Annotated in this window: 17 protein-coding genes, 2 tRNA genes and 3 rRNA genes; 11 read left to right on the plus strand and 11 right to left on the minus strand. The window is 65.5% G+C overall.

Features of this window, described 5'->3' with window-relative positions; all coding sequences use genetic code 11:
* Positions 1-11 precede the first annotated feature (11 nt).
* Together gluQRS and dksA are read right to left on the minus strand one after the other, a co-directional pair.
* Complete coding sequence (gene gluQRS / locus P8934_RS00895) at positions 12-905, minus strand: tRNA glutamyl-Q(34) synthetase GluQRS (RefSeq protein WP_278032493.1); 894 nt, start codon at positions 903-905, stop codon at positions 12-14.
* Between the two features lie 90 nt (positions 906-995).
* The gene (gene dksA / locus P8934_RS00900; protein WP_106232261.1) at positions 996-1,433 is read right to left on the minus strand and encodes an RNA polymerase-binding protein DksA; all 438 of its coding nucleotides are present in this window, start codon (positions 1,431-1,433) and stop codon (positions 996-998) included.
* A 219-nt stretch (positions 1,434-1,652) separates the two neighbouring features.
* Between dksA and P8934_RS00905 the strand changes: the two genes are divergently transcribed.
* Both P8934_RS00905 and sfsA read left to right on the plus strand, forming a co-directional pair.
* Positions 1,653-2,813 carry a pyridoxal phosphate-dependent aminotransferase gene (locus tag P8934_RS00905; protein WP_278032494.1) on the plus strand — a complete coding sequence of 387 codons (1,161 nt, stop codon included), beginning with the start codon at positions 1,653-1,655 and terminating at the stop codon, positions 2,811-2,813.
* A complete protein-coding gene (gene sfsA / locus P8934_RS00910) occupies positions 2,813-3,571 on the plus strand; it encodes a DNA/RNA nuclease SfsA (protein ID WP_278032495.1) in 759 nt (252 codons plus the stop codon). The genes P8934_RS00905 and sfsA overlap by 1 nt, the downstream gene beginning before the upstream one ends.
* Positions 3,572-3,589: 18 nt before the next feature.
* Here sfsA and P8934_RS00915 read toward each other — a convergent pair whose 3' ends face one another.
* The 6 genes from P8934_RS00915 to P8934_RS00940 all read right to left on the minus strand — a co-directional run bounded on the left by P8934_RS00915 (position 3,590) and on the right by P8934_RS00940 (position 8,131).
* Complete coding sequence (locus tag P8934_RS00915) at positions 3,590-4,042, minus strand: DUF4426 domain-containing protein (RefSeq protein ID WP_278032496.1); 453 nt, start codon at positions 4,040-4,042, stop codon at positions 3,590-3,592.
* Positions 4,043-4,087: 45 nt separating this feature from the next.
* Complete coding sequence (gene metW, locus P8934_RS00920) at positions 4,088-4,687, minus strand: methionine biosynthesis protein MetW (RefSeq protein WP_278033979.1); 600 nt, start codon at positions 4,685-4,687, stop codon at positions 4,088-4,090.
* Positions 4,687-5,844 (minus strand): homoserine O-acetyltransferase, encoded by a 1,158-nt coding sequence (locus tag P8934_RS00925; protein WP_278032497.1) that lies wholly within the window; start codon positions 5,842-5,844, stop codon positions 4,687-4,689. The genes metW and P8934_RS00925 overlap by 1 nt, the downstream gene beginning before the upstream one ends.
* 37 nt (positions 5,845-5,881) lie before the next feature.
* Positions 5,882-6,475, minus strand: coding sequence for a YggT family protein (locus P8934_RS00930; protein WP_133637676.1), 594 nt, complete (start codon positions 6,473-6,475; stop codon positions 5,882-5,884).
* A 61-nt stretch (positions 6,476-6,536) separates the two neighbouring features.
* Positions 6,537-7,361 carry a pyrroline-5-carboxylate reductase gene (proC, locus tag P8934_RS00935; RefSeq protein WP_278032498.1) on the minus strand — a complete coding sequence of 275 codons (825 nt, stop codon included), beginning with the start codon at positions 7,359-7,361 and terminating at the stop codon, positions 6,537-6,539.
* Between the two features lie 62 nt (positions 7,362-7,423).
* The gene (locus P8934_RS00940) at positions 7,424-8,131 is read right to left on the minus strand and encodes a YggS family pyridoxal phosphate-dependent enzyme (RefSeq protein WP_278032499.1); all 708 of its coding nucleotides are present in this window, start codon (positions 8,129-8,131) and stop codon (positions 7,424-7,426) included.
* Positions 8,132-8,194: 63 nt separating this feature from the next.
* On the opposite strand from P8934_RS00940, the gene P8934_RS00945 reads away from it, so the two are divergent.
* Positions 8,195-9,229, plus strand: coding sequence for a type IV pilus twitching motility protein PilT (locus P8934_RS00945; protein WP_106232253.1), 1,035 nt, complete (start codon positions 8,195-8,197; stop codon positions 9,227-9,229).
* Between the two features lie 31 nt (positions 9,230-9,260).
* Positions 9,261-10,403 carry a PilT/PilU family type 4a pilus ATPase gene (locus P8934_RS00950; protein WP_278032500.1) on the plus strand — a complete coding sequence of 381 codons (1,143 nt, stop codon included), beginning with the start codon at positions 9,261-9,263 and terminating at the stop codon, positions 10,401-10,403.
* A 13-nt stretch (positions 10,404-10,416) separates the two neighbouring features.
* On the opposite strand, the gene P8934_RS00955 is transcribed toward P8934_RS00950, so the two are convergent.
* Positions 10,417-11,547, minus strand: coding sequence for an anhydro-N-acetylmuramic acid kinase (locus tag P8934_RS00955; RefSeq protein ID WP_278032501.1), 1,131 nt, complete (start codon positions 11,545-11,547; stop codon positions 10,417-10,419).
* Between the two features lie 113 nt (positions 11,548-11,660).
* On the opposite strand from P8934_RS00955, the gene tyrS reads away from it, so the two are divergent.
* From tyrS to rrf, 6 genes are all read left to right on the plus strand, one after another.
* Entirely contained in the window at positions 11,661-12,860 is a 1,200-nt protein-coding gene (gene tyrS / locus P8934_RS00960) for a tyrosine--tRNA ligase (protein WP_278032502.1), read from the plus strand.
* Positions 12,861-13,583: 723 nt separating this feature from the next.
* Positions 13,584-15,119: ribosomal RNA gene (locus tag P8934_RS00965) — 16S ribosomal RNA — on the plus strand.
* 94 nt (positions 15,120-15,213) lie between these two features.
* Positions 15,214-15,290 (plus strand) — tRNA-Ile (locus tag P8934_RS00970).
* A 193-nt stretch (positions 15,291-15,483) separates the two neighbouring features.
* Positions 15,484-15,559: transfer RNA gene (locus tag P8934_RS00975), tRNA-Ala, on the plus strand.
* A 213-nt stretch (positions 15,560-15,772) separates the two neighbouring features.
* Positions 15,773-18,660 (plus strand): 23S ribosomal RNA (locus P8934_RS00980).
* A gap of 82 nt (positions 18,661-18,742) precedes the next feature.
* A 5S ribosomal RNA gene (gene rrf, locus P8934_RS00985) occupies positions 18,743-18,858 on the plus strand.
* Together the 16S, 23S and 5S rRNA genes with 2 tRNA genes alongside form the textbook arrangement of a ribosomal RNA operon.
* A 337-nt stretch (positions 18,859-19,195) precedes the next feature.
* Here the strand turns inward: rrf and P8934_RS00990 are convergent.
* Positions 19,196-19,612 (minus strand): VOC family protein, encoded by a 417-nt coding sequence (locus P8934_RS00990; RefSeq protein WP_278032503.1) that lies wholly within the window; start codon positions 19,610-19,612, stop codon positions 19,196-19,198.
* Positions 19,609-20,676, minus strand: coding sequence for a histidinol-phosphate transaminase (hisC, locus tag P8934_RS00995; protein WP_278032504.1), 1,068 nt, complete (start codon positions 20,674-20,676; stop codon positions 19,609-19,611). Before hisC ends, P8934_RS00990 begins: the two co-directional genes overlap by 4 nt.
* A gap of 120 nt (positions 20,677-20,796) precedes the next feature.
* Between hisC and P8934_RS01000 the strand changes: the two genes are divergently transcribed.
* Entirely contained in the window at positions 20,797-21,690 is an 894-nt protein-coding gene (locus P8934_RS01000) for an AEC family transporter (protein WP_278032505.1), read from the plus strand.
* The last annotated feature ends 74 nt before the right edge of the window (positions 21,691-21,764 follow it).

The following is a 21,764-nucleotide window of genomic DNA, read 5'->3' on the forward strand; positions in this document are numbered from 1 at the left end:
GCGGGCTCCTCTCAGGGCGCGAGGCTGCCGGCCTGACGGTGGGCCTCGGCGCGCAGTCGGGCGATCTCCCAGTGCTCGACCGCCCAGCGCAGCTGCTCCGCCACCGGTGCCGTGGCAAGGGGGCGGGGCGGGGCCTGGTCCAGTGCCGCCAGGGCCGCGTGCAGCAGCGGGCGCACGGCATCGTCCTGCACCGGCAGGGCCGGCGCGAGGTTCTGCTTGGAGAGCTTCTGGCCGTCCTCGCCGATGATCAACGGCAGGTGCAGGTAGCGCGGTTCGGGGTAGCCCAGGGCGTGCTGCAGCTGGCGCTGCCAGGGGGTGTTGTCGAGCAGGTCGAAGCCGCGCACCACGTCGCTGATGCCCTGGTCGGCGTCGTCGACCACCACGGCGAGCTGGTAGGCCCAGAGGCCGTCCTTGCGCTGGAGCACCACGTCGCCGAGCTCGGCCGGGTCGAAGCGCTGCTCGCCGAATAGCCGGTCCTGCCAGACCACCGGGCGCAGGCCCAGGTCGCTGCGCAGTCGCCAGGCCACCGGCTTGCCGGGTTCGCGCACTCCGTCCCGACACCAGCCGGGGTAGATTCGATACTCGCGCCACTGCCGTCGCGAGCAGCTGCAGGGATAGGCGAGCCCCAGGCCCTGGAGTCGCTCCAGCGCGGCGCCGTAGGCGTCATCGTGGTCGTGCTGCCAGCTGACCGGGCCATCCCAGTGCAGGCCGAAGGCCTCGAGCTGGCGCAGGATTGTATCGGCGGCCCCGGCGGGGCAGCGCGGCGGGTCGATGTCCTCGATGCGCAGCCGCCACTCGCCGCCTGCCCGGCGGGCATCCAGGAAGCTGGCCAGGGCCGCCACCAGGGAGCCGAAGTGCAGGGGCCCCGAGGGGGTCGGCGCGAAGCGTCCACGGTAGGCGCTCACCGGCTCCCCCCGTCGCGCCGGGCCGACATGCAAACGGGCACCCTGGGGTGCCCGTCGCGAGGTGGGACAGCGGAGACCGGCATGGCCACCTCAGCCGCCCAGCTGCTTTTCCTTGAGCTCGGCCAGGGTCTTGCAGTCCACGCACAGGGTGGCGGTGGGCCGTGCCTCGAGCCGGCGGATACCGATCTCGACGCCACAGGCCTCGCAGAAGCCGTAGTCGTCCTCGTCGATCTTCTCGAGGGTCTCGTTGATCTTCTTGAGCAGCTTGCGCTCGCGATCGCGGGTCCGCAGCTCCAGGTTGAAGCCCTCTTCCTGGGTGGCGCGGTCGGCGGGGTCGGCGTAGTTGTTCGCCTCCTCCTGCAGATGGCGCACGGTGCGGTCGACCTCTTCCATGAGCTCCTGTTTCCAGCCCAGCAGGATCTGTCGGAAGTGCTCCAGCTGCTTGTCGTTCATATACTCTTCACCCGGCGCCGGCTCATACGGAGTGAATTTCTTGGGAGCATCCATCTTCTTTTCTGCTACTGGCATGGGACTGCCTCGTTACTTGAGTGACTACTGATCAATACCCGCCGTGATGCATGGTATCTCACGCCAAAGGGGTGCTTGTTTAGCGTAAAAAGAGCGGCCGTGCAACCTCTTCCGCCGCCGGGACTGCGCCGGCACGCCAAAAGTCGTAAGATGCCGGTTTTGACTCCCGGCCGCGGGAAAGATGCCCGTCGTGCCGCGACATGTCGAGAGGAGCCGTGCATGGCCTGGAACCCGCGCGTCGAGCGCATCGCCCCCTTCCGCGTGATGAGCCTGCTGGAGACGGCCCAGGCCCGCGAGGCCGCCGGGCACGATGTCATCCACCTGGAGGTGGGCGAGCCCGATTTCCCGACCCCCGAGCCGGTGGTCGAGGCCGGCCGTGCTGCGCTGTCGGCCGGCCACACCCGCTATACCCCGGCGGCGGGGCTGCCGGCACTGCGCGAGGCGATCGCCGGCCACTATGCCGAGCACTTCGGTGCTGCCGTCGATCCCAGGCGCATCCTGGTCACGCCCGGTGCCTCCGGGGCGCTGCTGCTGGCCAGCCAGCTGCTGGCAGGCCCCGGTGACCGGGTGCTGATGGCGGATCCCAACTACCCCTGCAACCGCCACTTCATGGCCCTGGCCGGCGCCGAGTTGGACGCCGTCCCGGTGGGCCCGGCTAGTGGCTGGCAGCTGGATGCCGGGCTCGTCGAGGCCCACTGGCGCGACGCTACTCGCCTGGCCATGCTCGCCACGCCCTCTAACCCCACCGGCCATATGCTCGATGCGGGGCAGCTCGCGGCGGTGGCCGAGACGGTAGCGGCGCGTGGCGGCCACCTGCTGGTGGACGAGATCTACCAGGGACTCTGTTTTGATCTCGAGCCCCTCTCGGTGGCCTCGCTCAGCGCCGATGCCTTCGTGGTCAATAGCTTCTCCAAGTACTTCGGCATGACCGGCTGGCGCCTGGGCTGGCTGCTGGCGCCCGAGGCGGCGGTGGAGCCGCTGGCCCGGCTGGCCCAGAATGTCTTCCTGGCGGCCTCAACGCCGGCCCAGCATGCCGCCCTGGCCGCCTTCACGCCCGAGTGCCGCGGCATCCTCGAGGCCCGACGCAGCGAACTGGGCCGGCGCCGCGATGCCCTGCTGGCGGGACTCTCCCGCCTGGGGCTGGCGCCGTCGCTGCCGCCCCAGGGGGCCTTCTACCTGTGGCTCGACATCTCGCGCTACAGCGAAGACAGCGAGGCCTTCTGCCGGGCGCTGCTCGAGGAGGAGAACGTCGCCATCACCCCGGGGACGGACTTCGCCCTGCACGGCGGCGAGCACCATGTGCGCATCGCCTTCACCACCGGCGAGGCGCGGCTGGAGGAGGCCGTGAGCCGCCTCGAGCGCTTCCTGGCGCGCCGCTGATGGAGTATCCGACCCTGGCCCCCGGGACCCTGCTGCGTCGCTACAAGCGCTTCCTGGCCGACGTGCGCCTCGATGACGGCCGCGAGGTGGTGGCCCACTGCCCCAATACCGGCTCCATGCGGGCGGTGAACGTGCCGGGCTGCCGGGTCTGGCTATCGCCCAGCGACAACCCGGCCCGCAAGCTGGCCTGGACCTGGGAACTGATCGAGCTGCCCCAGCCCGATGGCACCACGGCGGCAGCCTCGGTGCATACCGGACGGGCCAACCGCATCGTCGAGGAGGCGTTGCGCGAGGAGGGGGTCACGGAACTGGCCGGCCATGCGACTATCCGGCGCGAGGCGGCGGTGGAGGGGGCGAGGCTCGATTTTCGCCTCGACGACCCCGAGCGCGGCAGCACCTTCGTCGAGGTCAAGCAGGTGACCCTCAGGGAGGCCGATGGCCATGGCTACTTCCCCGACGCGGTGAGCGTGCGGGGTCGCCGGCACCTCGAGGCGCTGGCCGCCCTGGCGGCCCGGGGGCACCGCGCCGTGCTGCTCTTCTGCGTGGCCCACGAGGGCATCGAGGACGTGGCCCCCGCGGCCCACCTGGACCCGGCCTATGCCGCTACCCTGCGCGAGGTGGCGGGGCTTGGCGTGGAGGTGCTGGCGCGGCGCTGCGAGGTGATCCGCGAGGCCGGCGTGCCGCTGGCGATCCGCCTGGGGCCGGCGCTGCCGGTCTCGCTCACCCGCGAGGTGGGCCCGGCCGTGGTCATCGACTGAGCCGAGAGGCCGCCAGGTTCAGCGGTCGATATAGAAGCGCTGGATGAAGCTGACCTCGGCGGGCGCCGCATTGCGGTCGTAGCGCACGCGAAGGTCGAAGCGCATCGGCTCGTCCTCGTGGATGCGGAACACCGCCACCTGGGAGGGCGTGTCGCCGATGCGCAGGGGGCGGAACGAAAGCGGCGTGGCGTCGCCCCCCTCGAGCCCGCCGATGCGCCCGTCGACCGAGGCCGTGACCGGGCGGGTCGAGCCATCCTCGAGTTCCTCCACCACGCTGACGTTGAGCAGCGCCATCACCTGGCTGCGCTGGATGCCGTGCTCCCGGGCCACCTCCTCCGGCAGGAAGCTGGTGTTCACGGCGCTGTAGTGGATCTGGTAGTCCCCTACCTGCTCGTACTGCTGGGCCTGGGCCGGCAGGGTCAGCAGCAGCGCCAGGCCCATGGCCAGGGCCGCCAGGCTGTGTCGGATCATCGTCGGTTCTCCCTCCTCCGGTGTCTTGCCTGCGCCTCCCCGGCGTCACGCCTTGCGGCGGGCGACCCGGAAGATGGCGATCTCGCCGAACAGGTTGGGCCACCACCGCGAGGTCCAGTGTCCCTCGTGGTCACCGATGCCCACCGCCCGGTCGACAATGCTCAGACCCTTGTCGCGGCACAGGCGTTCAAAGTCGTTGAAGGTCGAGAGGTGGATGTTGGGGGTGTCGTACCAGGCATGGGGCAGCGACCGGGACACCGGCATGTAGCCCTTGAAGCCCAGGTAGGCGCGGTGGCGCCAGTAGGCGAAGTTGGGGAAGGTGATGATGCACTCCCCGGCGACGCGCAGCATCTCGTCGAGCATCAGGTCCGGGCGGCGCAGCGCCTGGAGTGCCTGGGTCATGACCACCAGGTCGCAGGCGTCGTCCTCGAAGTTGGCGAGCCCCTCGTCGAGGTTCTGCTCGATGACGTTGACGCCCTTGGCCAGGCAGGCGGTGATGCCGTCGGGGTCGATCTCCAGGCCATAGCCCGTGACCTGCTTGTCGCGGGCCAGCGCCGCCAGCAGGGTGCCCTCGCCGCAGCCCAGGTCGAGGACCCTCGCGCCCCGCGGGACCCAGTCGTGAATCAGCTTGAGGTCGGCGCGCATCATGGGCGGTCCTCCAGGCCCTGGTCGCGGGCGACGCGGTTCATGAAGGCGGCGAAGACCGCCTGGTAGCGCGGCTCGGGCATCAGGAAGGCGTCGTGGCCGTGGGGCGAGTCGATGTTGGCGTAGCTGACCGACTTGTCGGCGCGGATCAGGGCATTGACCAGCTCCTTGGAGCGCGACGGCGGGAAGCGCCAGTCGGTGGAGAAGCTGACCACCAGGAAGGGGCAGGCGGCGGGTGCCAGGGCCCGGGCCAGGTCGCCGTCGTGGGCCGCGGCCGGGTCGAAGTAGTCCAGCGCCTTGGTCATCAGCAGGTAGGTATTGGCGTCGAAGGAGGTGGAGAAGGTATCGCCCTGGTAGCGCAGGTAGGACTCCACCTGGAACTCCACGTCGTAGCCGAAGTTGAGGTCGTTGCTGCGCAGGTCGCGGCCGAACTTGCTGCCCATGGCATCTTCGGAGAGGTAGGTGATGTGGCCCACCATGCGGGCGAGCTTGAGGCCGCGGCGCGGCGCCGTGTCATGGTCGGCGTACCAGCCCTCAAAGAAGTCGCGGTCGGAGCGGATCGCCTGGCGGGCGACCTCGTTGAAGGCGATGTTCTGTGCCGACAGCTTCGGCGTCGCCGCGATGACCACCGCATTGGCGATGCGCTCGGGGTAGGCGAGGGTCCACTGCAGCACCTGCATGCCCCCCAGGCTGCCGCCGATCACCGCGGCGAAGCGCTCGATGCCCAGCCGGTCGGCCAGCCGCGCCTGGCTGTGGACCCAGTCTTCCACGGTCATGATCGGGAACTCGGGCCCCCACTGGTGCCCCGTGTCCGGGTTCTCGCTGGTGGGGCCGGTGCTGCCGTGGCAGCCGCCGAGGTTGTTCAGCGAGACCACGAAGAAGCGCTCGGTGTCGATCGACTTGCCGGGGCCGATATGCGCATCCCACCAGCCCGGCTTGCGCTCGTCCGTCGCGTGGTAGCCGGCCGCGTGGTGGTGGCCGGAGAGGGCGTGGCAGATCAGGATGGCATTGGAGCGCTCGGCGTTGAGGGTGCCGTAGGTCTCGTACACCAGGTCATAGGCCGGCAGCGTCCTGCCGCAGGCCAGGGCCAGGGGGTCGTCGAAGTGCGCCGTCTCGGGCGTCACCAGGCCGACCGAATCGCGGGGGAACTCGGGCATCAGTCGTGTCGTGTCCAGTCGTGGGTGTCGGCCGGCCTCACAGGCCGACCAGGGCACCGGCGATGCCGGCGGCACGGGTCAGCGAGCCCACCACGATACCATCGATCAGGCTGATGGCGATGAACACCACGATGGGCGAGAGGTCGATCATGCCCAGCGGCGGGATCACCTTGCGCACCGGCGCCATGATCGGCTCCACCAGCTGCATCACCAGCAGCGCCCCCGGGTGGCTGGCCTGGGGGGCCACCCAGCTGAGGATGATCATCACGATCAGGGCGAAGAAGTAGATCTTGAGGATGGCGTTGGCGATGGCGGCCACGGAACCGATCGCCACGCCGGCGATGGGTGCCATGCCGAAGCCGGCGATCTGCAGGATCACGATGATGGCGACCGCCTTGATGACGAAGGCCGTGGCCAGGGTGGCCAGGTCGAAGCGTCCCATCACCGGTCCCAGGAAGCCCTGGAAGGGGCGCACCGCCGGCTGGGTGACCTTCACCACCGACTGGCTGATGGGGTTGTAGTAGTCGGCCCGGGATGCCTGCAGCAGGAAGCGCAGCATCAGCAGGAAGATGTAGATGTTGATCAGGGTGTTCACCAGCAGCAGGCCGGCACTTCCCAGTTGGCTGCCCATCGGGCCCCCTCCATGTCCTTGAAACGTCGTCGTGTCAGCCCGCCTGGGGCGGGCTGTCGGGTCAGCGCTTGCCGAGCTCGTCGGCCATCTCGCCGGCGCGGTCGGCACAGGCGGTCATCGCCTCGGCCATGATGCGGCGCAGGCCGGCCTGTTCGAGGTGCTCGATGGCGCGCTCGGTGGTGCCGCCGGGCGACATCACGTTGCGCTTGAGCTCGGCGGGTGGCTTGTCGCTCGCGAGCGCCATCTTCGCCGCGCCCAGGGCGGTCTGCATGGCCAGCCGCCGGGCGGTATCGGCGGGCAGGCCCAGCGATGCGCCGGCCTTCTCCATGGCCTCGAACATCAGGAAGAAGTAGGCCGGGGCGCTGCCCGAGACGGCGGTGACCGCATCGAGCAGGGCCTCGTCGTCGACCCACTCCACCAGGCCCACGGCCTCCATCAGTTCGGTGGCGAGCCGGCGCTGGGCCTCGTCGACCCTGGCGTTGGCATAGAGACCGGCGGCCCCGGCACCGACCAGTGCGGGGGTGTTGGGCATGCAGCGCACCAGCGGCAGGTCGCCGCCGAGCCAGTGCTCCAGGGTCTCGGCGGGCAGGCCCGCCGCCACCGAGACGATCAGCGGGCGGCGTACCTGGACGGCATCGCGCATCTTCTCGCAGACCTCGCGCATGATCTGCGGCTTGACCGCCAGCACCACCACGTCCGACTCGGCGACGGCCGCCGCGTTGTCGGTCGCGGTCTGGATGCCCAGCCGCTCGCGCAGCGGGGCAAGGATGTCGTCGCTGGGCGAGGTGGCCGTGATGTCGTCGGGCGCGAAGCCGCTCTCGATCATCCCGCCGATGATGGCGCCGGCCATGTTGCCGGCGCCGATGAAGGTGACTCTGCTGGCCATGGGATCTGTCCTGTGTCGGTCGACGAATGTGGCCGGCGTGGTGCACCGGCGAAGGGTGGTTGTCACTCGCGTGCGCTTCGCTCCCCGAAGATCGCGGTGCCCAGGCGGACCAGGGTGGCGCCCTCGAGCACGGCGGCCTCCAGGTCGGCGGTCATGCCCATCGAGAGGGTATCCAGCGGTGCCTCGGGGAGGCGCTCGCGGAGTGCCTCGAGGGCCTCGCGGAGGCGGGCGAAGGGCACGCGCTGGGCCTCCAGCCCCTCGGCCGGCGCGGGGATCGCCATCAGCCCGCGCAGGCGCAGGCGTGGCAATGCCTGGACCGCCTCGGCCAGGGCGGGCAGCGCCTCGAGCGAGACGCCGGACTTGCTCGCCTCGTCGCTGATGTTGACCTGCAGGCAGATGTCCAGCGGGCCCAGCGCCTCGGGGCGTTGATCATTCAGACGCCGGGCGATCTTCTCACGGTCTACGCTATGCACCCAGGCGAAGTGCCCGGCCACCTCGCGGGTCTTGTTGGATTGCAGCGGACCGATGAAATGCCAGACGATGGATTCCAGGTCCGCCAGCTCGGCCTGCTTGTCCAGGGCTTCCTGGACATAGTTCTCGCCGAACTCGCGCTGGCCCAGATGCCAGGCCTCGCGGATCATGGCGGCCGGCTTGGTCTTGCTGACGGCCAGCAGCCGGGCGGCATCGGCGGGCCGGCCCGCGGCGTTCAGCGCGTCGGCGAGCCGGGTGCGGGCCGCGGCCAGGGACTCGGAAAGTACCAGGTCCGTCATGTCTGAGTGTCTGTCATACTGGTCATACTGAAGGGAACCTTATCCCGGGAGCAGGGGAAACGCATGGATATTACCGAACTGCTGGCATTCTCGGCAAAGCAGAACGCCTCGGACCTCCATCTCTCGGCGGGCCTGCCGCCGATGATCCGCGTCGATGGCGACATCCGCCGGCTCAACGTGCCGGCCATGGAGGACCGCGAGGTCCGCAAGCTGATCTACGACATCATGGCGGACCGCCAGCGCCGCGACTACGAGGAGTTCTTCGAGACCGACTTCTCCTTCGAGGTGCCGGGCGTCTCGCGCTTCCGTGTCAACGTCTTCAACCAGGCCCGCGGAGCCGGGGCGGTGTTCCGGACCATCCCCACCGAGGTGCTGACCCTGGAGGACCTGGGCATGGGGCCGGTCTTCCGCCAGCTCTCCATGCTGCCCCGCGGCCTGGTGCTGGTCACCGGCCCCACCGGCTCGGGCAAGAGCACCACCCTGGCGGCGATGATCGACTACATCAACGACAACCGCTTCGAGCACATCCTCACCATCGAGGACCCAGTAGAGTTCGTGCACCGCAGCAAGCGCTGCCTGGTCAACCAGCGTGAGGTGCACCGCGATACCCATGGCTTCGCCCCGGCGCTGCGCAGCGCCCTGCGCGAGGACCCGGACATCATCCTGGTCGGCGAGCTGCGCGACCTGGAGACGATCCGGCTGGCGCTGACCGCGGCCGAGACCGGCCACCTGGTGTTCGGCACCCTGCATACCACTTCCGCGGCCAAGACCATCGACCGGATCATCGACGTCTTTCCCGGCGAGGAGAAGTCCATGGTGCGCTCGATGCTCTCCGAGTCACTGCAGGCGGTGATCTCCCAGGCCCTGCTCAAGCGCCAGGGCGGCGGCCGGGTGGCGGCCCACGAGATCCTGGTGGCCACCGCGGCGGTGCGCAACCTGATCCGCGAGGACAAGGTGGCGCAGATCTACTCGGCGATCCAGACCGGCGGCAACCTGGGCATGCAGACCCTGGATGCCTCGCTGGCGCGCCTGGTGGCGGACAACATGGTGGCGCGCGAGGAGGCCCAGGCGAAGGCCAAGGGCGTGCTGGCGAGCTGAGGACGCGACAACGATAACAAGGAGCAGGGACATGACGGCAAAAGAATGGCTCTACCAGCTGCTGGACATCATGGTGCAGAAGGAGGCGTCGGATCTGCTGATCTCGGTGAACGCGCCGCCGACCCTGAAGATGGCCGGCCAGCTCACCCCCCTGGGGGACCAGGGGCTCAGCGTGGCGCAGGTCACCGAACTGGTCGGTGCCTCGATCCCCGATGCGGTGCTGGAACGCTTCCGTGTCGAGCACGAGGCCAACTTCGCACTGAGCCTCAAGGACAAGGGGCGCTTCCGCGTCAGTGCCTTCCAGCAGCGCAACCAGATGGCCATGGTGATCCGGCGCATCGGCTTCGAGATTCCCCACCTGGAGGAGCTGTCGCTGCCTTCCACGCTCGGCGAGCTGGCCAACAACAAGCGTGGCCTGGTGTTCGTGGTCGGGGGGACCGGGACCGGCAAGTCGACCACCCTGGCGTCGATGATCCAGCAGCGCAACGAGACCCTCGGCGGCCACATCATCAGCGTCGAGGATCCCATCGAGTACGTGCACCCGCACCGCAAGGCGATCGTCAACCAGCGCGAGGTCGGTATCGACACCGAATCCTTCGAGGTGGCGCTGAAGAATACCCTGCGCCAGGCACCGGACGTGATCCTGATCGGCGAGGTGCGCACCCGGGAGACCATGGAACACGCCCTGACCTTCGCCGAGACCGGCCACCTCTGCCTGGCGACCTTGCACGCCAACAACGCCAACCAGGCGCTGGACCGGATCATCAACTTCTTTCCTATCGAGCGACACTCCCAGGTGTGGCTCGACCTCTCGCTCAACCTGCGGGCCATCGTCGCCCAGCAATTGCTGCCCACGGTGGATGGCGGGCGCTGCCCGGCCATCGAGATCATGCTCAAGTCGCCGCTGATCGGCGACCTGGTGCGCAAGGGGGAGGTCTCCGAGATCAAGAACGTCATGGCCCGCTCGCGGGATCTCGGCATGCAGACCTTCGACCAGGCGCTCTTCGACCTCTTCAAGGCCGGCAAGATCACCGAGGAGGTGGCGCTGGTGCACGCCGACTCGGCCAATGACCTGCGCATGATGATCAAGTACGGCGACGAGAGCAGCGAGGGCGTGGCCGGGGCCAGGGAGGCGGCCACCCACCTGTCGCTGCGCGGCGAGGACGACTTCTAGTGCGCCCGGTGGATCAGGAGGCGTAGACCCCGCCCAGCACCCGGGGGCCCGCGGCGCCGGTCACCGAGGGCAGGTTGCCGGGCAGCCCGGCGAGCCGCCGCCACGCCAGCCAGGCGAAGGCGCCGGCCTCGAGCCACTCGGCGGGCCAGCCCCAGTCCTCCCCGGGGAGCAGCGGCGTCTCCGGCAGCTGGCGGGCCAGGCGGGAGAGCAGGTCAGGATTGCGGGCGCCGCCGCCGCAGGGTACCAGCACCGCGGCCGGCGGGGCGTCGAGGCGCTCCCTGGCCATCCCCACGCCGAGGGCCACGCTGGCCGCAGTCAGCTCGGCCAGGGTGGCCTGGACGTCCTGCGGGGCTTCCTCGCCCTGCAGGTGTCCCTGCAGCCAGTCCAGGTGGAAGAGCTCCCGGCCCGTGCTGCGCGGCGGTGGCAGGTGGAAGAAGGGCTCCGCCAGCAGCCGTTCCAGCAGCGCCTCGTCGACCCGCCCCGAGGCCGCCCAGGCCCCCCCGGCGTCGAAGCGTCCCCCGCGATGTCGGGCATGCCAGGCATCCAGCAGGGCATTGGCCGGGCCGGTGTCGAAGCCGAGCGGCGCTCGTTCATCCTCCGCGGGTGGCAGCAGGGTGAGGTTGGCGAAGCCGCCGAGGTTGAGTACCAGTCGCCATTCACCCGGTGCCCTGAACAGCGCCTCATGGAAGGCCGGCGCCAGGGGCGCGGCCTGGCCGCCTGCGGCCAGGTCACGACGCCGGAAGTCGGCCACCACCGGGCGACCGGTGAGTTCGGCGAGCAGGCTGGGGTTGTCGAGCTGCAGCGTATAGGCCGGGCCGCCGCCGTGGCCCCCGGGGGCGTGCTCGATGGTCTGCCCGTGGCTGCCGATGGCCGTGATGGCCTCTCTCTCCACCCCGCTCGAGGCAAGCAGTGCCTCGACGGCCGTAGCCTGCAGGCGGGAGAAGGCGTCCTCGGCGGCCGCCAGTTCGCTGAATGCCACCCGGTCGGCATGGCAGAGCCGCCACAGCAGGTCGCGCGGCACCTCGGGCATCGGCGTCTCATGGGTGGCGACCAGGCGGGGTGCACCGTCCTCGCGGATCTCGACGAGGGCGGCATCGATGCCGTCGAGGCTGGTGCCTGACATCAGGCCGATGAAGAGGCTCATGGGGACTCCCGGGCGGGCTCAACCGTGGATGGCCGGACATGGTAACATCCCCGACCATTCGACTACCGAGTGCCCGCGGGGCCGCGGGCCGCCTGCTGAGTGGAGAGGAGACAATGACCGATGTTGCTGGCGCCCTGGCGCTGCTGAAGCGCGGCACCCACGAGATTCTGCTCGAGGAGGAGCTGGTCAAGAAGCTGGAGTCCGGGCGCAAGCTGCGCATCAAGGCGGGCTTCGACCCCACCGCGCCTGACCTGCATCTGGGGCACAGCGTGCTGCTGACCAAGATGCGCCAGTTCCAGGACCTGGGCCATGAGGTCATCTTCCTGATCGGCGACTTCACCGGCCGCATCGGGGACCCCACCGGCAAGAACGTGACGCGCAAGCCGCTCACCGAGGAGGAGGTCAAGGCCAACGCCCAGACCTACAAGGAGCAGGTATTCAAGATCCTCGACCCCGAGAAGACCGAGGTGCGCTTCAATGCCGAGTGGTTCTCCGCCATGAGCGCGGCCGACATGATCGAGCTGGCGGGGCAGAGCACCGTGGCGCGCATGCTCGAGCGCGACGACTTCGACAAGCGCTACAGCGCGGGTCAGCCGATCTCCATCCACGAGTTCCTCTATCCGCTGGTGCAGGGCTATGACTCCGTGGCGCTGGAGGCCGACGTGGAACTCGGCGGTACCGACCAGAAGTTCAACCTGTTGATGGGACGCGAGATCCAGAAGCATTTCGGCCAGGCGCCCCAGGTCGTGATCACCATGCCGCTGCTCGAGGGACTGGACGGCGTGCAGAAGATGTCCAAGTCCCTGGGCAACTACGTCGGGGTCGACGAGGCGCCGGGGGCGATGTTCAACAAGCTGGTCTCCATGCCCGACAGCCTGATGTGGCGCTACTTCGAGCTGCTCTCGCTCAAGCCCAACGAGGAGATCGAGGCGCTCAAGCGCGATGCCGAGGCCGGTGCCAATCCCCGTGACATCAAGATGATCCTCGCCCGCGAGCTGATCGGCCGCTACCACGGCGAGGCGGCGGCGGCCAACGCCCACCGCTCTGCCGGTAACCAGCTGGCCGAGGGTGAGTTGCCCGAGGACCTGCCCGAGGTCGAGGTCGACTTCGAGGGCAGCGCCCAGGCGCCCATTGCCGCGGTACTGAATCGTGCCGGGCTGACCAAGAACAGTGCCCAGGCCAAGGACATGCTCGGTAACGGGCGGGTCAAGGTGGATGGCGACGTGGTCCAGCGTGACCATATGCTGGAGACCGGGAAGAGCTATGTGATCCAGGCGGGCAAGAAGCGCTATGCCCGGGTGACCATTGCCTGACACCTGTCGGCAAGTATCCCCACGACGCCCGCCCCGCGCGGGCGTCGTCGTCTCCGCCGGCGGGCCATGTCATCCACAGGCGGTCGGCGTGACGGGGCTGTGGACGGCCTGCCAGCCGCCCGATCGTCATCACCGGTTCACGGGGGCGTCATCGCCGTGACATTTTTCTTCGCGAGGGCCTTGCGCGGTCCCGGGGAAATCCGTAAAGTACGCATCCGCTGCCGGCGACGGGCACACGTTGCAGGCGGTGGAAAGTGGCAGAAGTGCTTGTTTCCATTTGGGTTTTTCGAGAAGTTCCGAAAAATTCCCGCTTGACGAACTCGCCGCATTCGGTAGAATGCACGCCACTCGTGACAGAGACCCGCCAAGGGCTTTATCGGCACTCGCATCGCTCCGGCGGTACGAGAGTTGGCCACCCGCTTCGCTTCTTCGGAACGCCTCGCAGGGTTGACAACGACAGCCGGTCACGTAGAATACGCCTTCCTCGCAGGGCGCCGGCGAGACCGCCGCTTCAGCAGAAGCCGGGCACGACGGCAACAGCGAGATGCTCCCCGCTCGAATGAGAGCTCGGAGCCGCTCTTTAACAATCGATCAGGTAATTCATGTGGGCGCTTGTCGGGATGTCGGTGACCAGTCACTGAAACATTCAAGGCAAGCGACTCGTCAAAGAGACGTTTGAACCTTGAGCCAGGTTTGGTTCCACCTTAGGAACTGTCAGACTTTAAACTGAAGAGTTTGATCATGGCTCAGATTGAACGCTGGCGGCAGGCCTAACACATGCAAGTCGAGCGGAAACGATGGAGCTTGCTCCAGGCGTCGAGCGGCGGACGGGTGAGTAATGCATAGGAATCTGCCCGGTAGTGGGGGATAACCTGGGGAAACCCAGGCTAATACCGCATACGTCCTACGGGAGAAAGCAGGGGATCTTCGGACCTTGCGCTATCGGATGAGCCTATGTCGGATTAGCTTGTTGGTGAGGTAATGGCTCACCAAGGCGACGATCCGTAGCTGGTCTGAGAGGATGATCAGCCACATCGGGACTGAGACACGGCCCGAACTCCTACGGGAGGCAGCAGTGGGGAATATTGGACAATGGGCGAAAGCCTGATCCAGCCATGCCGCGTGTGTGAAGAAGGCTTTCGGGTTGTAAAGCACTTTCAGTGAGGAAGAAGGCCTTGGGGCTAATACCCCCGAGGAAGGACATCACTCACAGAAGAAGCACCGGCTAACTCCGTGCCAGCAGCCGCGGTAATACGGAGGGTGCGAGCGTTAATCGGAATTACTGGGCGTAAAGCGCGCGTAGGCGGCGTGATAAGCCGGTTGTGAAAGCCCCGGGCTCAACCTGGGAACGGCATCCGGAACTGTCAGGCTAGAGTGCAGGAGAGGAAGGTAGAATTCCCGGTGTAGCGGTGAAATGCGTAGAGATCGGGAGGAATACCAGTGGCGAAGGCGGCCTTCTGGACTGACACTGACGCTGAGGTGCGAAAGCGTGGGTAGCAAACAGGATTAGATACCCTGGTAGTCCACGCCGTAAACGATGTCGACTAGCCGTTGGGGTCCTTGAGACCTTTGTGGCGCAGTTAACGCGATAAGTCGACCGCCTGGGGAGTACGGCCGCAAGGTTAAAACTCAAATGAATTGACGGGGGCCCGCACAAGCGGTGGAGCATGTGGTTTAATTCGATGCAACGCGAAGAACCTTACCTACCCTTGACATCGTGCGAACTTTCCAGAGATGGATTGGTGCCTTCGGGAACGCACAGACAGGTGCTGCATGGCTGTCGTCAGCTCGTGTTGTGAAATGTTGGGTTAAGTCCCGTAACGAGCGCAACCCTTGTCCCTATTTGCCAGCGATTCGGTCGGGAACTCTAGGGAGACTGCCGGTGACAAACCGGAGGAAGGTGGGGACGACGTCAAGTCATCATGGCCCTTACGGGTAGGGCTACACACGTGCTACAATGGCCGGTACAAAGGGTTGCGAAGCCGCGAGGTGGAGCTAATCCCGAAAAGCCGGTCTCAGTCCGGATCGGAGTCTGCAACTCGACTCCGTGAAGTCGGAATCGCTAGTAATCGTGAATCAGAATGTCACGGTGAATACGTTCCCGGGCCTTGTACACACCGCCCGTCACACCATGGGAGTGGACTGCACCAGAAGTGGTTAGCCTAACTTCGGAGGGCGATCACCACGGTGTGGTTCATGACTGGGGTGAAGTCGTAACAAGGTAGCCGTAGGGGAACCTGCGGCTGGATCACCTCCTTAAACGACCAGTCCCGGCACCCGGCAAGTGTCCACAATGAATTACCTGATCGGCCAGAGCAAAAGACTGTTTGGGTATAGGCCCAGCGTGACCAATGGGTCTGTAGCTCAGTTGGTTAGAGCGCACCCCTGATAAGGGTGAGGTCGGCAGTTCAAGTCTGCCCAGACCCACCATTCTCTGAACGGCCGGGTAGCTCAGTTGGTTAGAGCGCACCCCCGGACGTTCTGTAAAGAGAAGGGTGAGGTCGCGGGGTTTATTTCAAGTCTGCCCAGACCCACCAAATTTGTGTCATACGTCGTTGCTTTCCACCTCGTGTAGCAGGCTACACGTCGGCGAAAAGCGCCTTGTCTGACCCAAATTGCATCAGGGGCCTTAGCTCAGCTGGGAGAGCGCCTGCCTTGCACGCAGGAGGTCAGCGGTTCGATCCCGCTAGGCTCCACCATCCAACAGTCCGTGACCTGATCGAGTCTGCAGTCACAAGCCATCGTCACATTGAGTGATGACAGGTTTGTGACTGTCGATTGACAGTCTGCTCTTTAACAATGTGAATCATGCTGACAAACGTTTCTTCCGAGAGGAAGAGACACGAGATACGTCTCAAGCGTATCCGGCAATTGTCGATCGTCATCGCGGACCAGACCTCTTGGGGTTATATGGTCAAGCGATGAAGCGCATACGGTGGATGCCTAGGCAGCCAGAGGCGATGAAAGACGTGGAAGCCTGCGATAAGGCTCGGCGAGGTGGCAAACAACCTGTGACCCGGGCATTTCTGAATGGGGAAACCCACCCACGGTAACGTGGGTATCCCACACTGAATCCATAGGTGTTGGGAGGCGAACCGGGGGAACTGAAACATCTCAGTACCCCGAGGAAAAGAAATCAACCGAGATTCCCCCAGTAGCGGCGAGCGAACGGGGAGTAGCCCTTAAGCGGCACGACTGATAGGCGAACAGGCTGGGAAGCCTGACCATAGCGGGTGATAGTCCCGTAGCCGAAATCTGAGTGTCGTGAAATCGAGTAGGTCGGGGCACGAGAAACCTTGACTGAAGACGGGGGGACCATCCTCCAAGGCTAAATACTCCTGGCTGACCGATAGTGAACCAGTACCGTGAGGGAAAGGCGAAAAGAACCCCGGAGAGGGGAGTGAAATAGATCCTGAAACCGTATGCGTACAAGCAGTGGGAGCATGCATGTCATGTGACCGCGTACCTTTTGTATAATGGGTCAGCGACTTATTTTCAGTGGCGAGCTTAACCGTATAGGGGAGGCGTAGCGAAAGCGAGTCTTAACTGGGCGACCAGTCGCTGGGAATAGACCCGAAACCGGGCGATCTATCCATGAGCAGGTTGAAGGTTGAGTAACATCAACTGGAGGACCGAACCAGGATCTGTTGAAAAAGATTTGGATGACTTGTGGATCGGAGTGAAAGGCTAATCAAGCCCGGAGATAGCTGGTTCTCCTCGAAAGCTATTTAGGTAGCGCCTCACGTAGCACCGCCGGGGGTAGAGCACTGTTTCGGCTAGGGGGTCATCCCGACTTACCAACCCGAGGCAAACTCCGAATACCGGTGAGTGACGCGTGGGAGACACACAGCGGGTGCTAACGTCCGTTGTGAAAAGGGAAACAACCCAGACCGTCAGCTAAGGTCCCGAAATCCTGGTTAAGTGGGAAACGATGTGGGAAGGCTCAGACAGCTAGGAGGTTGGCTTAGAAGCAGCCATCCTTTAAAGAAAGCGTAATAGCTCACTAGTCGAGTCGGCCTGCGCGGAAGATGTAACGGGGCTCAAACCAGGTACCGAAGCTACGGGTTCGTCGAATGACGAGCGGTAGAGGAGCGTCGTGTAAGCCGATGAAGGTGGATCGAGAGGTCTGCTGGAGGTATCACGAGTGCGAATGCTGACATGAGTAACGACAAGGGGAGTGAAAAACTCCCCCGCCGGAAGACCAAGGGTTTCTGTTCGACGCTAATCGGAGCAGAGTGAGTCGGCCCCTAAGGCGAGGCCGAAAGGCGTAGTCGATGGGAAACGGGTCAATATTCCCGTACCTCACTGTATTGCGATGGGGGGACGAAGAAGGCTAGGTGAGCCAGGCGTTGGTTGTCCTGGTGAAAGTCAGTAGGCTGGGGAATCAGGCAAATCCGGTTCCCCAAGGCCGAGAGACGAGACGAACAGACTACGGTCTGGAAGTCATCGATGCCACGCTTCCAGGAAAAGCCTCTAAGCTTCAGATACAGTGGGACCGTACCCCAAACCGACACAGGTGGTCAGGTAGAGAATACCCAGGCGCTTGAGAGAACTCGGGTGAAGGAACTAGGCAAAATGGTGCCGTAACTTCGGGAGAAGGCACGCCGGACTAGGGTGACGGGACTTGCTCCCTGAGCCTGAACCGGTCGAAGATACCAGGTGGCTGCAACTGTTTATTAAAAACACAGCACTCTGCAAACGCGCAAGCGGACGTATAGGGTGTGACGCCTGCCCGGTGCCGGAAGGTTAAGTGATGGTGTTAGCGCAAGCGAAGCTCCTGATCGAAGCCCCGGTAAACGGCGGCCGTAACTATAACGGTCCTAAGGTAGCGAAATTCCTTGTCGGGTAAGTTCCGACCTGCACGAATGGCGTAATGATGGCCACGCTGTCTCCACCCGAGACTCAGTGAAATTGAAATCGCAGTGAAGATGCTGTGTACCCGCGGCTAGACGGAAAGACCCCGTGAACCTTTACTATAGCTTCACACTGGACGCTGATGTTGCTTGTGTAGGATAGCTGGGAGGCTTGGAAACCGTGGCGCCAGCCACGGTGGAGCCAACCTTGAAATACCAGCCTGGCATCATTGGCGTTCTAACTCAGGTCCGTGATCCGGATCGAGGACCGTGTGTGGTGGGTAGTTTGACTGGGGCGGTCTCCTCCCAAAGCGTAACGGAGGAGCACGAAGGTACCCTCAGCACGGTTGGAAATCGTGCATTGAGTGCAAGAGCATAAGGGTGCTTAACTGCGAGACAGACACGTCGAGCAGGTACGAAAGTAGGTTCTAGTGATCCGGTGGTTCTGTATGGAAGGGCCATCGCTCAACGGATAAAAGGTACTCCGGGGATAACAGGCTGATACCGCCCAAGAGTTCACATCGACGGCGGTGTTTGGCACCTCGATGTCGGCTCATCACATCCTGGGGCTGAAGTCGGTCCCAAGGGTATGGCTGTTCGCCATTTAAAGTGGTACGCGAGCTGGGTTTAGAACGTCGTGAGACAGTTCGGTCCCTATCTGCCGTGGGCGTTGGATGTTTGAGAAGTGCTGCTCCTAGTACGAGAGGACCGGAGTGGACGCACCTCTGGTGTTCCGGTTGTCACGCCAGTGGCATTGCCGGGTAGCTATGTGCGGACGGGATAACCGCTGAAAGCATCTAAGCGGGAAGCCCCCTTCAAGATGAGACATCCCCGAGGCCTTGAGCCTCCTGAAGGGCCCAGCGAGACCAGCTGGTTGATAGGCCGGATGTGGAAGCGCTGCAAGGCGTTGAGCTAACCGGTACTAATGGCCCGTGAGGCTTGACCATATAACACCCAAGCGGTCTGCCGATGGCGACCGACATGACGGATACGACGAGACGTATCGTCAGCATGATTCACCGTTTTTCGCCTGACGACCATAGCGTGCGGGAACCACCTGATCCCATGCCGAACTCAGCAGTGAAACCGCTCAGCGCCGATGGTAGTGTGGGGCCTCCCCATGCGAGAGTAGGTCATCGTCAGGCACTTATTCAGAAACCCCGGCCATTGGTCGGGGTTTCGTCGTTCCGGGGGCCTCCCCATGAAGCGTAGCGGAGCGCCGCCCGCCGGAGCCCGGCGCAATCATCGTCAGGCACCTATCCCGAGAAAACCCCGTGTTCGAACGAGCACGGGGTTTTTTCATGTGCGTCGGCCAAACGGACGTGATGTCAGGGCCTCCCCCTGGAGAGTAGCGGAGCGCCGCCCGAGTCATCGTCAGGCACCTATCTCGAGAAGACCCCGTGTTCGAAAGAGCACGGGGTCTTTTCATTCCAGGAACCCCGGCTTCGTTTGAGGCTGGGGGTTCCTCGTTTATGGCCGCCGTTACGGCGTGGGTTCTTCGTACAGCTCGATCGGGGTGCCATCGGGGTCGGCCAGGAAGGTGAAGCGTGCGCCGGTCAGCTCGTCGACCCGGATGGGTTCCGGCTGGGCACCCCGAGCCCTCAGCAGGTCGATGCATGCCTCGAGGTCCGGAGTTGCCAGGGCGAGATGGCGAAGGCCGCAGGCTTCGGGGTAGCTGGGACGTGGCGGCGGCGAGGGGAAGGAGAACAGCTCCAGCTGGATACCCCCGGGCAGGCGCAGGTCCAGCTTGTGGCTTTCCCGTTCGGCTCGCCAGGTCTCCTGGATGATCTCGGCATCCATCACCTCGAGATAGAAGCGCCGGGCGCGGTCATAGTCGGCGGTGATCAGTGCCACGTGATGGACGCTGGCAAGCGGCAGTCGAGGACGTTCCCTGGTCATGGGTGGCCCTGGCGACACTGGCTCTCGAGCGCCTCGATAAGACTGTCCATCTCGTCATCGGTACCGATGGAGATCCGCAGGTGATCGCGCAGCACCTCGGTGTTGAAGTGTCGCACCAGCACGCCGCGTTCGCGCAGGCCCACGAAGAGCTGGGCGGCATCGAACTCCGGGTGGCTGACCAGCACGAAGTTGGTCTGCGAGGGCAGCACCTGGAAGCCCAGGGCCTCGAGTCGCACCCGGGTACGCTCGCGGGTGGTGATCACCGCCTCGCGGCAGGCCTCGAAGTGCTTGCGGTCCGCCAGGGAGGCGATGCCCAGGGCGCTGGCCAGGCTGTCCACGGGGTAGGAGTTGAAGGAGTCCTTGACCCGCTCCAGCCCCTCGATCAGCTCGCGGGAGCCCACCGCATAGCCGAGCCGCAGGCCGGCCAGGCTGCGTGACTTGGAGAAGGTGCCGGTGACCAGCAGGTTGGGGAAGCGCTCGACCAGCGGCACGGCACTCTCGCCGCCGAAGTCCACGTAGGCCTCGTCGACCAGCACCACCGCCTCGGAGACCCGCTCCAGCAGCCCGGCGATCGCCTCGCGTCCATGGCCATGGCCGGTGGGGGCGTTGGGGTTGGCGAAGATCACCCCGCCGGCATCCTGGCCGAAGGCATCGAGGTCGACGCGCCACTGGGCGTCAAGGGGGTGGGTGCGGCGCTCGACGCCATAGAGGCGGCAGTAGACCGGATAGAAGCTGTAGGAGATGCTCGGCATCTCCAGCGGGCGTGCCTGGCGGAAGAAGGCCTGGAAGGCCAGGGCGAGCACCTCGTCGGAGCCGTTGCCGACGAACACCTGCTCCATCGCCACCCCGAGCTCCTCCGCCAGGGCCGCGCGCAGGGCGCGGGACTCCGGGTCCGGATAGCGCCGCAGGTGGTCGGCGGGGAAGTCGCGCAGGGCGGCCTCGACGCCGGGGGCCGGCGGATAGGGGTTCTCGTTGGTGTTCAGCTTGATCAGGCGCTCGCGGGGCTGCTCACCCGGGACATAGGGGGTCAGCTCACGAACGGCGGGGCTCCAGAACTTGCTCATGGTCACTCGCTCGGGGATTGGACTTTGGTCATGGTGACCCGAGCGGCGTGACCGCGCAAGCCGCGGCCATGCTAGTCTCGGGGGCCGCCATCGATCATTCGCTGCCTACGGACCCGTGTAATGACCGCCCAGATCCTCGCCACCCTGCTGCCCGTCTTCCTGATCGCCGGCTGCGGGACTCTTTACGGCCGCTTCCGTACGCCGGACATCCGTGGCCTGAACACCCTCAACATGGAGCTCTTCGTGCCGATGCTGGTGTTCGCCGTGCTCGCCGACCGCCAGGCGCCCCTGGCGGACTATGCGAGCCTGGCACTGGCGGGGGCCGTGGTGGTGCTGGGGTCGGGGCTCGTGCTCTGGCCGGTGGCGAAGTGGCTGAAGCTCGAGACCAAGACCTTCCTGCCGCCGATGATGTTCAACAACTCCGGCAACATGGGGATCCCCCTGCTGGTGCTGGCCTTCGGCGAGAAGGCCCTGCCGGCGGCGGTGGTGCTGTTCATCATCGAGATGCTGCTGCACTTCTCGGTGGGGCTCTACATGCTCAGCCCGCACACTCCCCTGTGGCGGCTGCTGCGCATGCCCATCGTGCTGGCAAGCCTGGCGGGCCTCGCCGTCAACCTGGGCGGCGTGCTCCTGCCGGGCTGGTTCCTGGAGGCGCTGCACATGCTGGGCGGAGTCTGCATCCCGCTGATGCTCTTCGCCCTGGGCGTGAGGATGCTGGACATCGACTTCGGCGACTGGAAGACCGGCCTGCTCGGGGCGGTGCTCTGCCCGCTCTCGGGACTGGTACTGGCCGTGCCGCTGATCTGGTGGCTCGGCCTCTCGGGCCTGCAGGCGGCGGCCCTCTGGGTGTTTGCCGCCCTGCCGCCGGCCGTGTTGAACTACCTGGTGGCCGAGCAGTATCGCCAGGAGCCCCACAAGGTGGCCTCGCTGGTGCTGATCGGCAACCTGGGCAGCCTGGTCGTCATGCCGCTGGTGCTGGCACTGATCTTCACCCATGTCTATCCGCTGGCCTGATGCAGGGCGGGGAGGCTGTCCGCTGAGGACACGAGAGGTTATGCTGTCATTCAGGCTGCCGTGTATCACGGCGT

The organism is Halomonas sp. CKK8, from assembly GCF_029625235.1.
Classification (GTDB): domain Bacteria; phylum Pseudomonadota; class Gammaproteobacteria; order Pseudomonadales; family Halomonadaceae; genus Halomonas; species Halomonas ventosae.

What these genes read in the sequence shown, in the direction of transcription:
- dksA (WP_106232261.1), bottom strand. Translation starts at nt 1,433, where the DNA reads ATGCCAGTAGCAGAAAAGAAGATGGATGCTCCCAAGAAATTCACTCCG.
- P8934_RS00905 (WP_278032494.1), top strand. Translation starts at nt 1,653, where the DNA reads ATGGCCTGGAACCCGCGCGTCGAGCGCATCGCCCCCTTCCGCGTGATG.
- sfsA (WP_278032495.1), top strand. Translation starts at nt 2,813, where the DNA reads ATGGAGTATCCGACCCTGGCCCCCGGGACCCTGCTGCGTCGCTACAAG.
- P8934_RS00915 (WP_278032496.1), bottom strand. Translation starts at nt 4,042, where the DNA reads ATGATCCGACACAGCCTGGCGGCCCTGGCCATGGGCCTGGCGCTGCTG.
- metW (WP_278033979.1), bottom strand. Translation starts at nt 4,687, where the DNA reads ATGCGCGCCGACCTCAAGCTGATTCACGACTGGGTCCCGCGGGGCGCG.
- P8934_RS00925 (WP_278032497.1), bottom strand. Translation starts at nt 5,844, where the DNA reads ATGCCCGAGTTCCCCCGCGATTCGGTCGGCCTGGTGACGCCCGAGACG.
- P8934_RS00930 (WP_133637676.1), bottom strand. Translation starts at nt 6,475, where the DNA reads ATGGGCAGCCAACTGGGAAGTGCCGGCCTGCTGCTGGTGAACACCCTG.
- proC (WP_278032498.1), bottom strand. Translation starts at nt 7,361, where the DNA reads ATGGCCAGCAGAGTCACCTTCATCGGCGCCGGCAACATGGCCGGCGCC.
- P8934_RS00940 (WP_278032499.1), bottom strand. Translation starts at nt 8,131, where the DNA reads ATGACGGACCTGGTACTTTCCGAGTCCCTGGCCGCGGCCCGCACCCGG.
- P8934_RS00945 (WP_106232253.1), top strand. Translation starts at nt 8,195, where the DNA reads ATGGATATTACCGAACTGCTGGCATTCTCGGCAAAGCAGAACGCCTCG.
- P8934_RS00950 (WP_278032500.1), top strand. Translation starts at nt 9,261, where the DNA reads ATGACGGCAAAAGAATGGCTCTACCAGCTGCTGGACATCATGGTGCAG.
- P8934_RS00955 (WP_278032501.1), bottom strand. Translation starts at nt 11,547, where the DNA reads ATGAGCCTCTTCATCGGCCTGATGTCAGGCACCAGCCTCGACGGCATC.
- tyrS (WP_278032502.1), top strand. Translation starts at nt 11,661, where the DNA reads ATGACCGATGTTGCTGGCGCCCTGGCGCTGCTGAAGCGCGGCACCCAC.
- P8934_RS00990 (WP_278032503.1), bottom strand. Translation starts at nt 19,612, where the DNA reads ATGACCAGGGAACGTCCTCGACTGCCGCTTGCCAGCGTCCATCACGTG.
- hisC (WP_278032504.1), bottom strand. Translation starts at nt 20,676, where the DNA reads ATGAGCAAGTTCTGGAGCCCCGCCGTTCGTGAGCTGACCCCCTATGTC.
- P8934_RS01000 (WP_278032505.1), top strand. Translation starts at nt 20,797, where the DNA reads ATGACCGCCCAGATCCTCGCCACCCTGCTGCCCGTCTTCCTGATCGCC.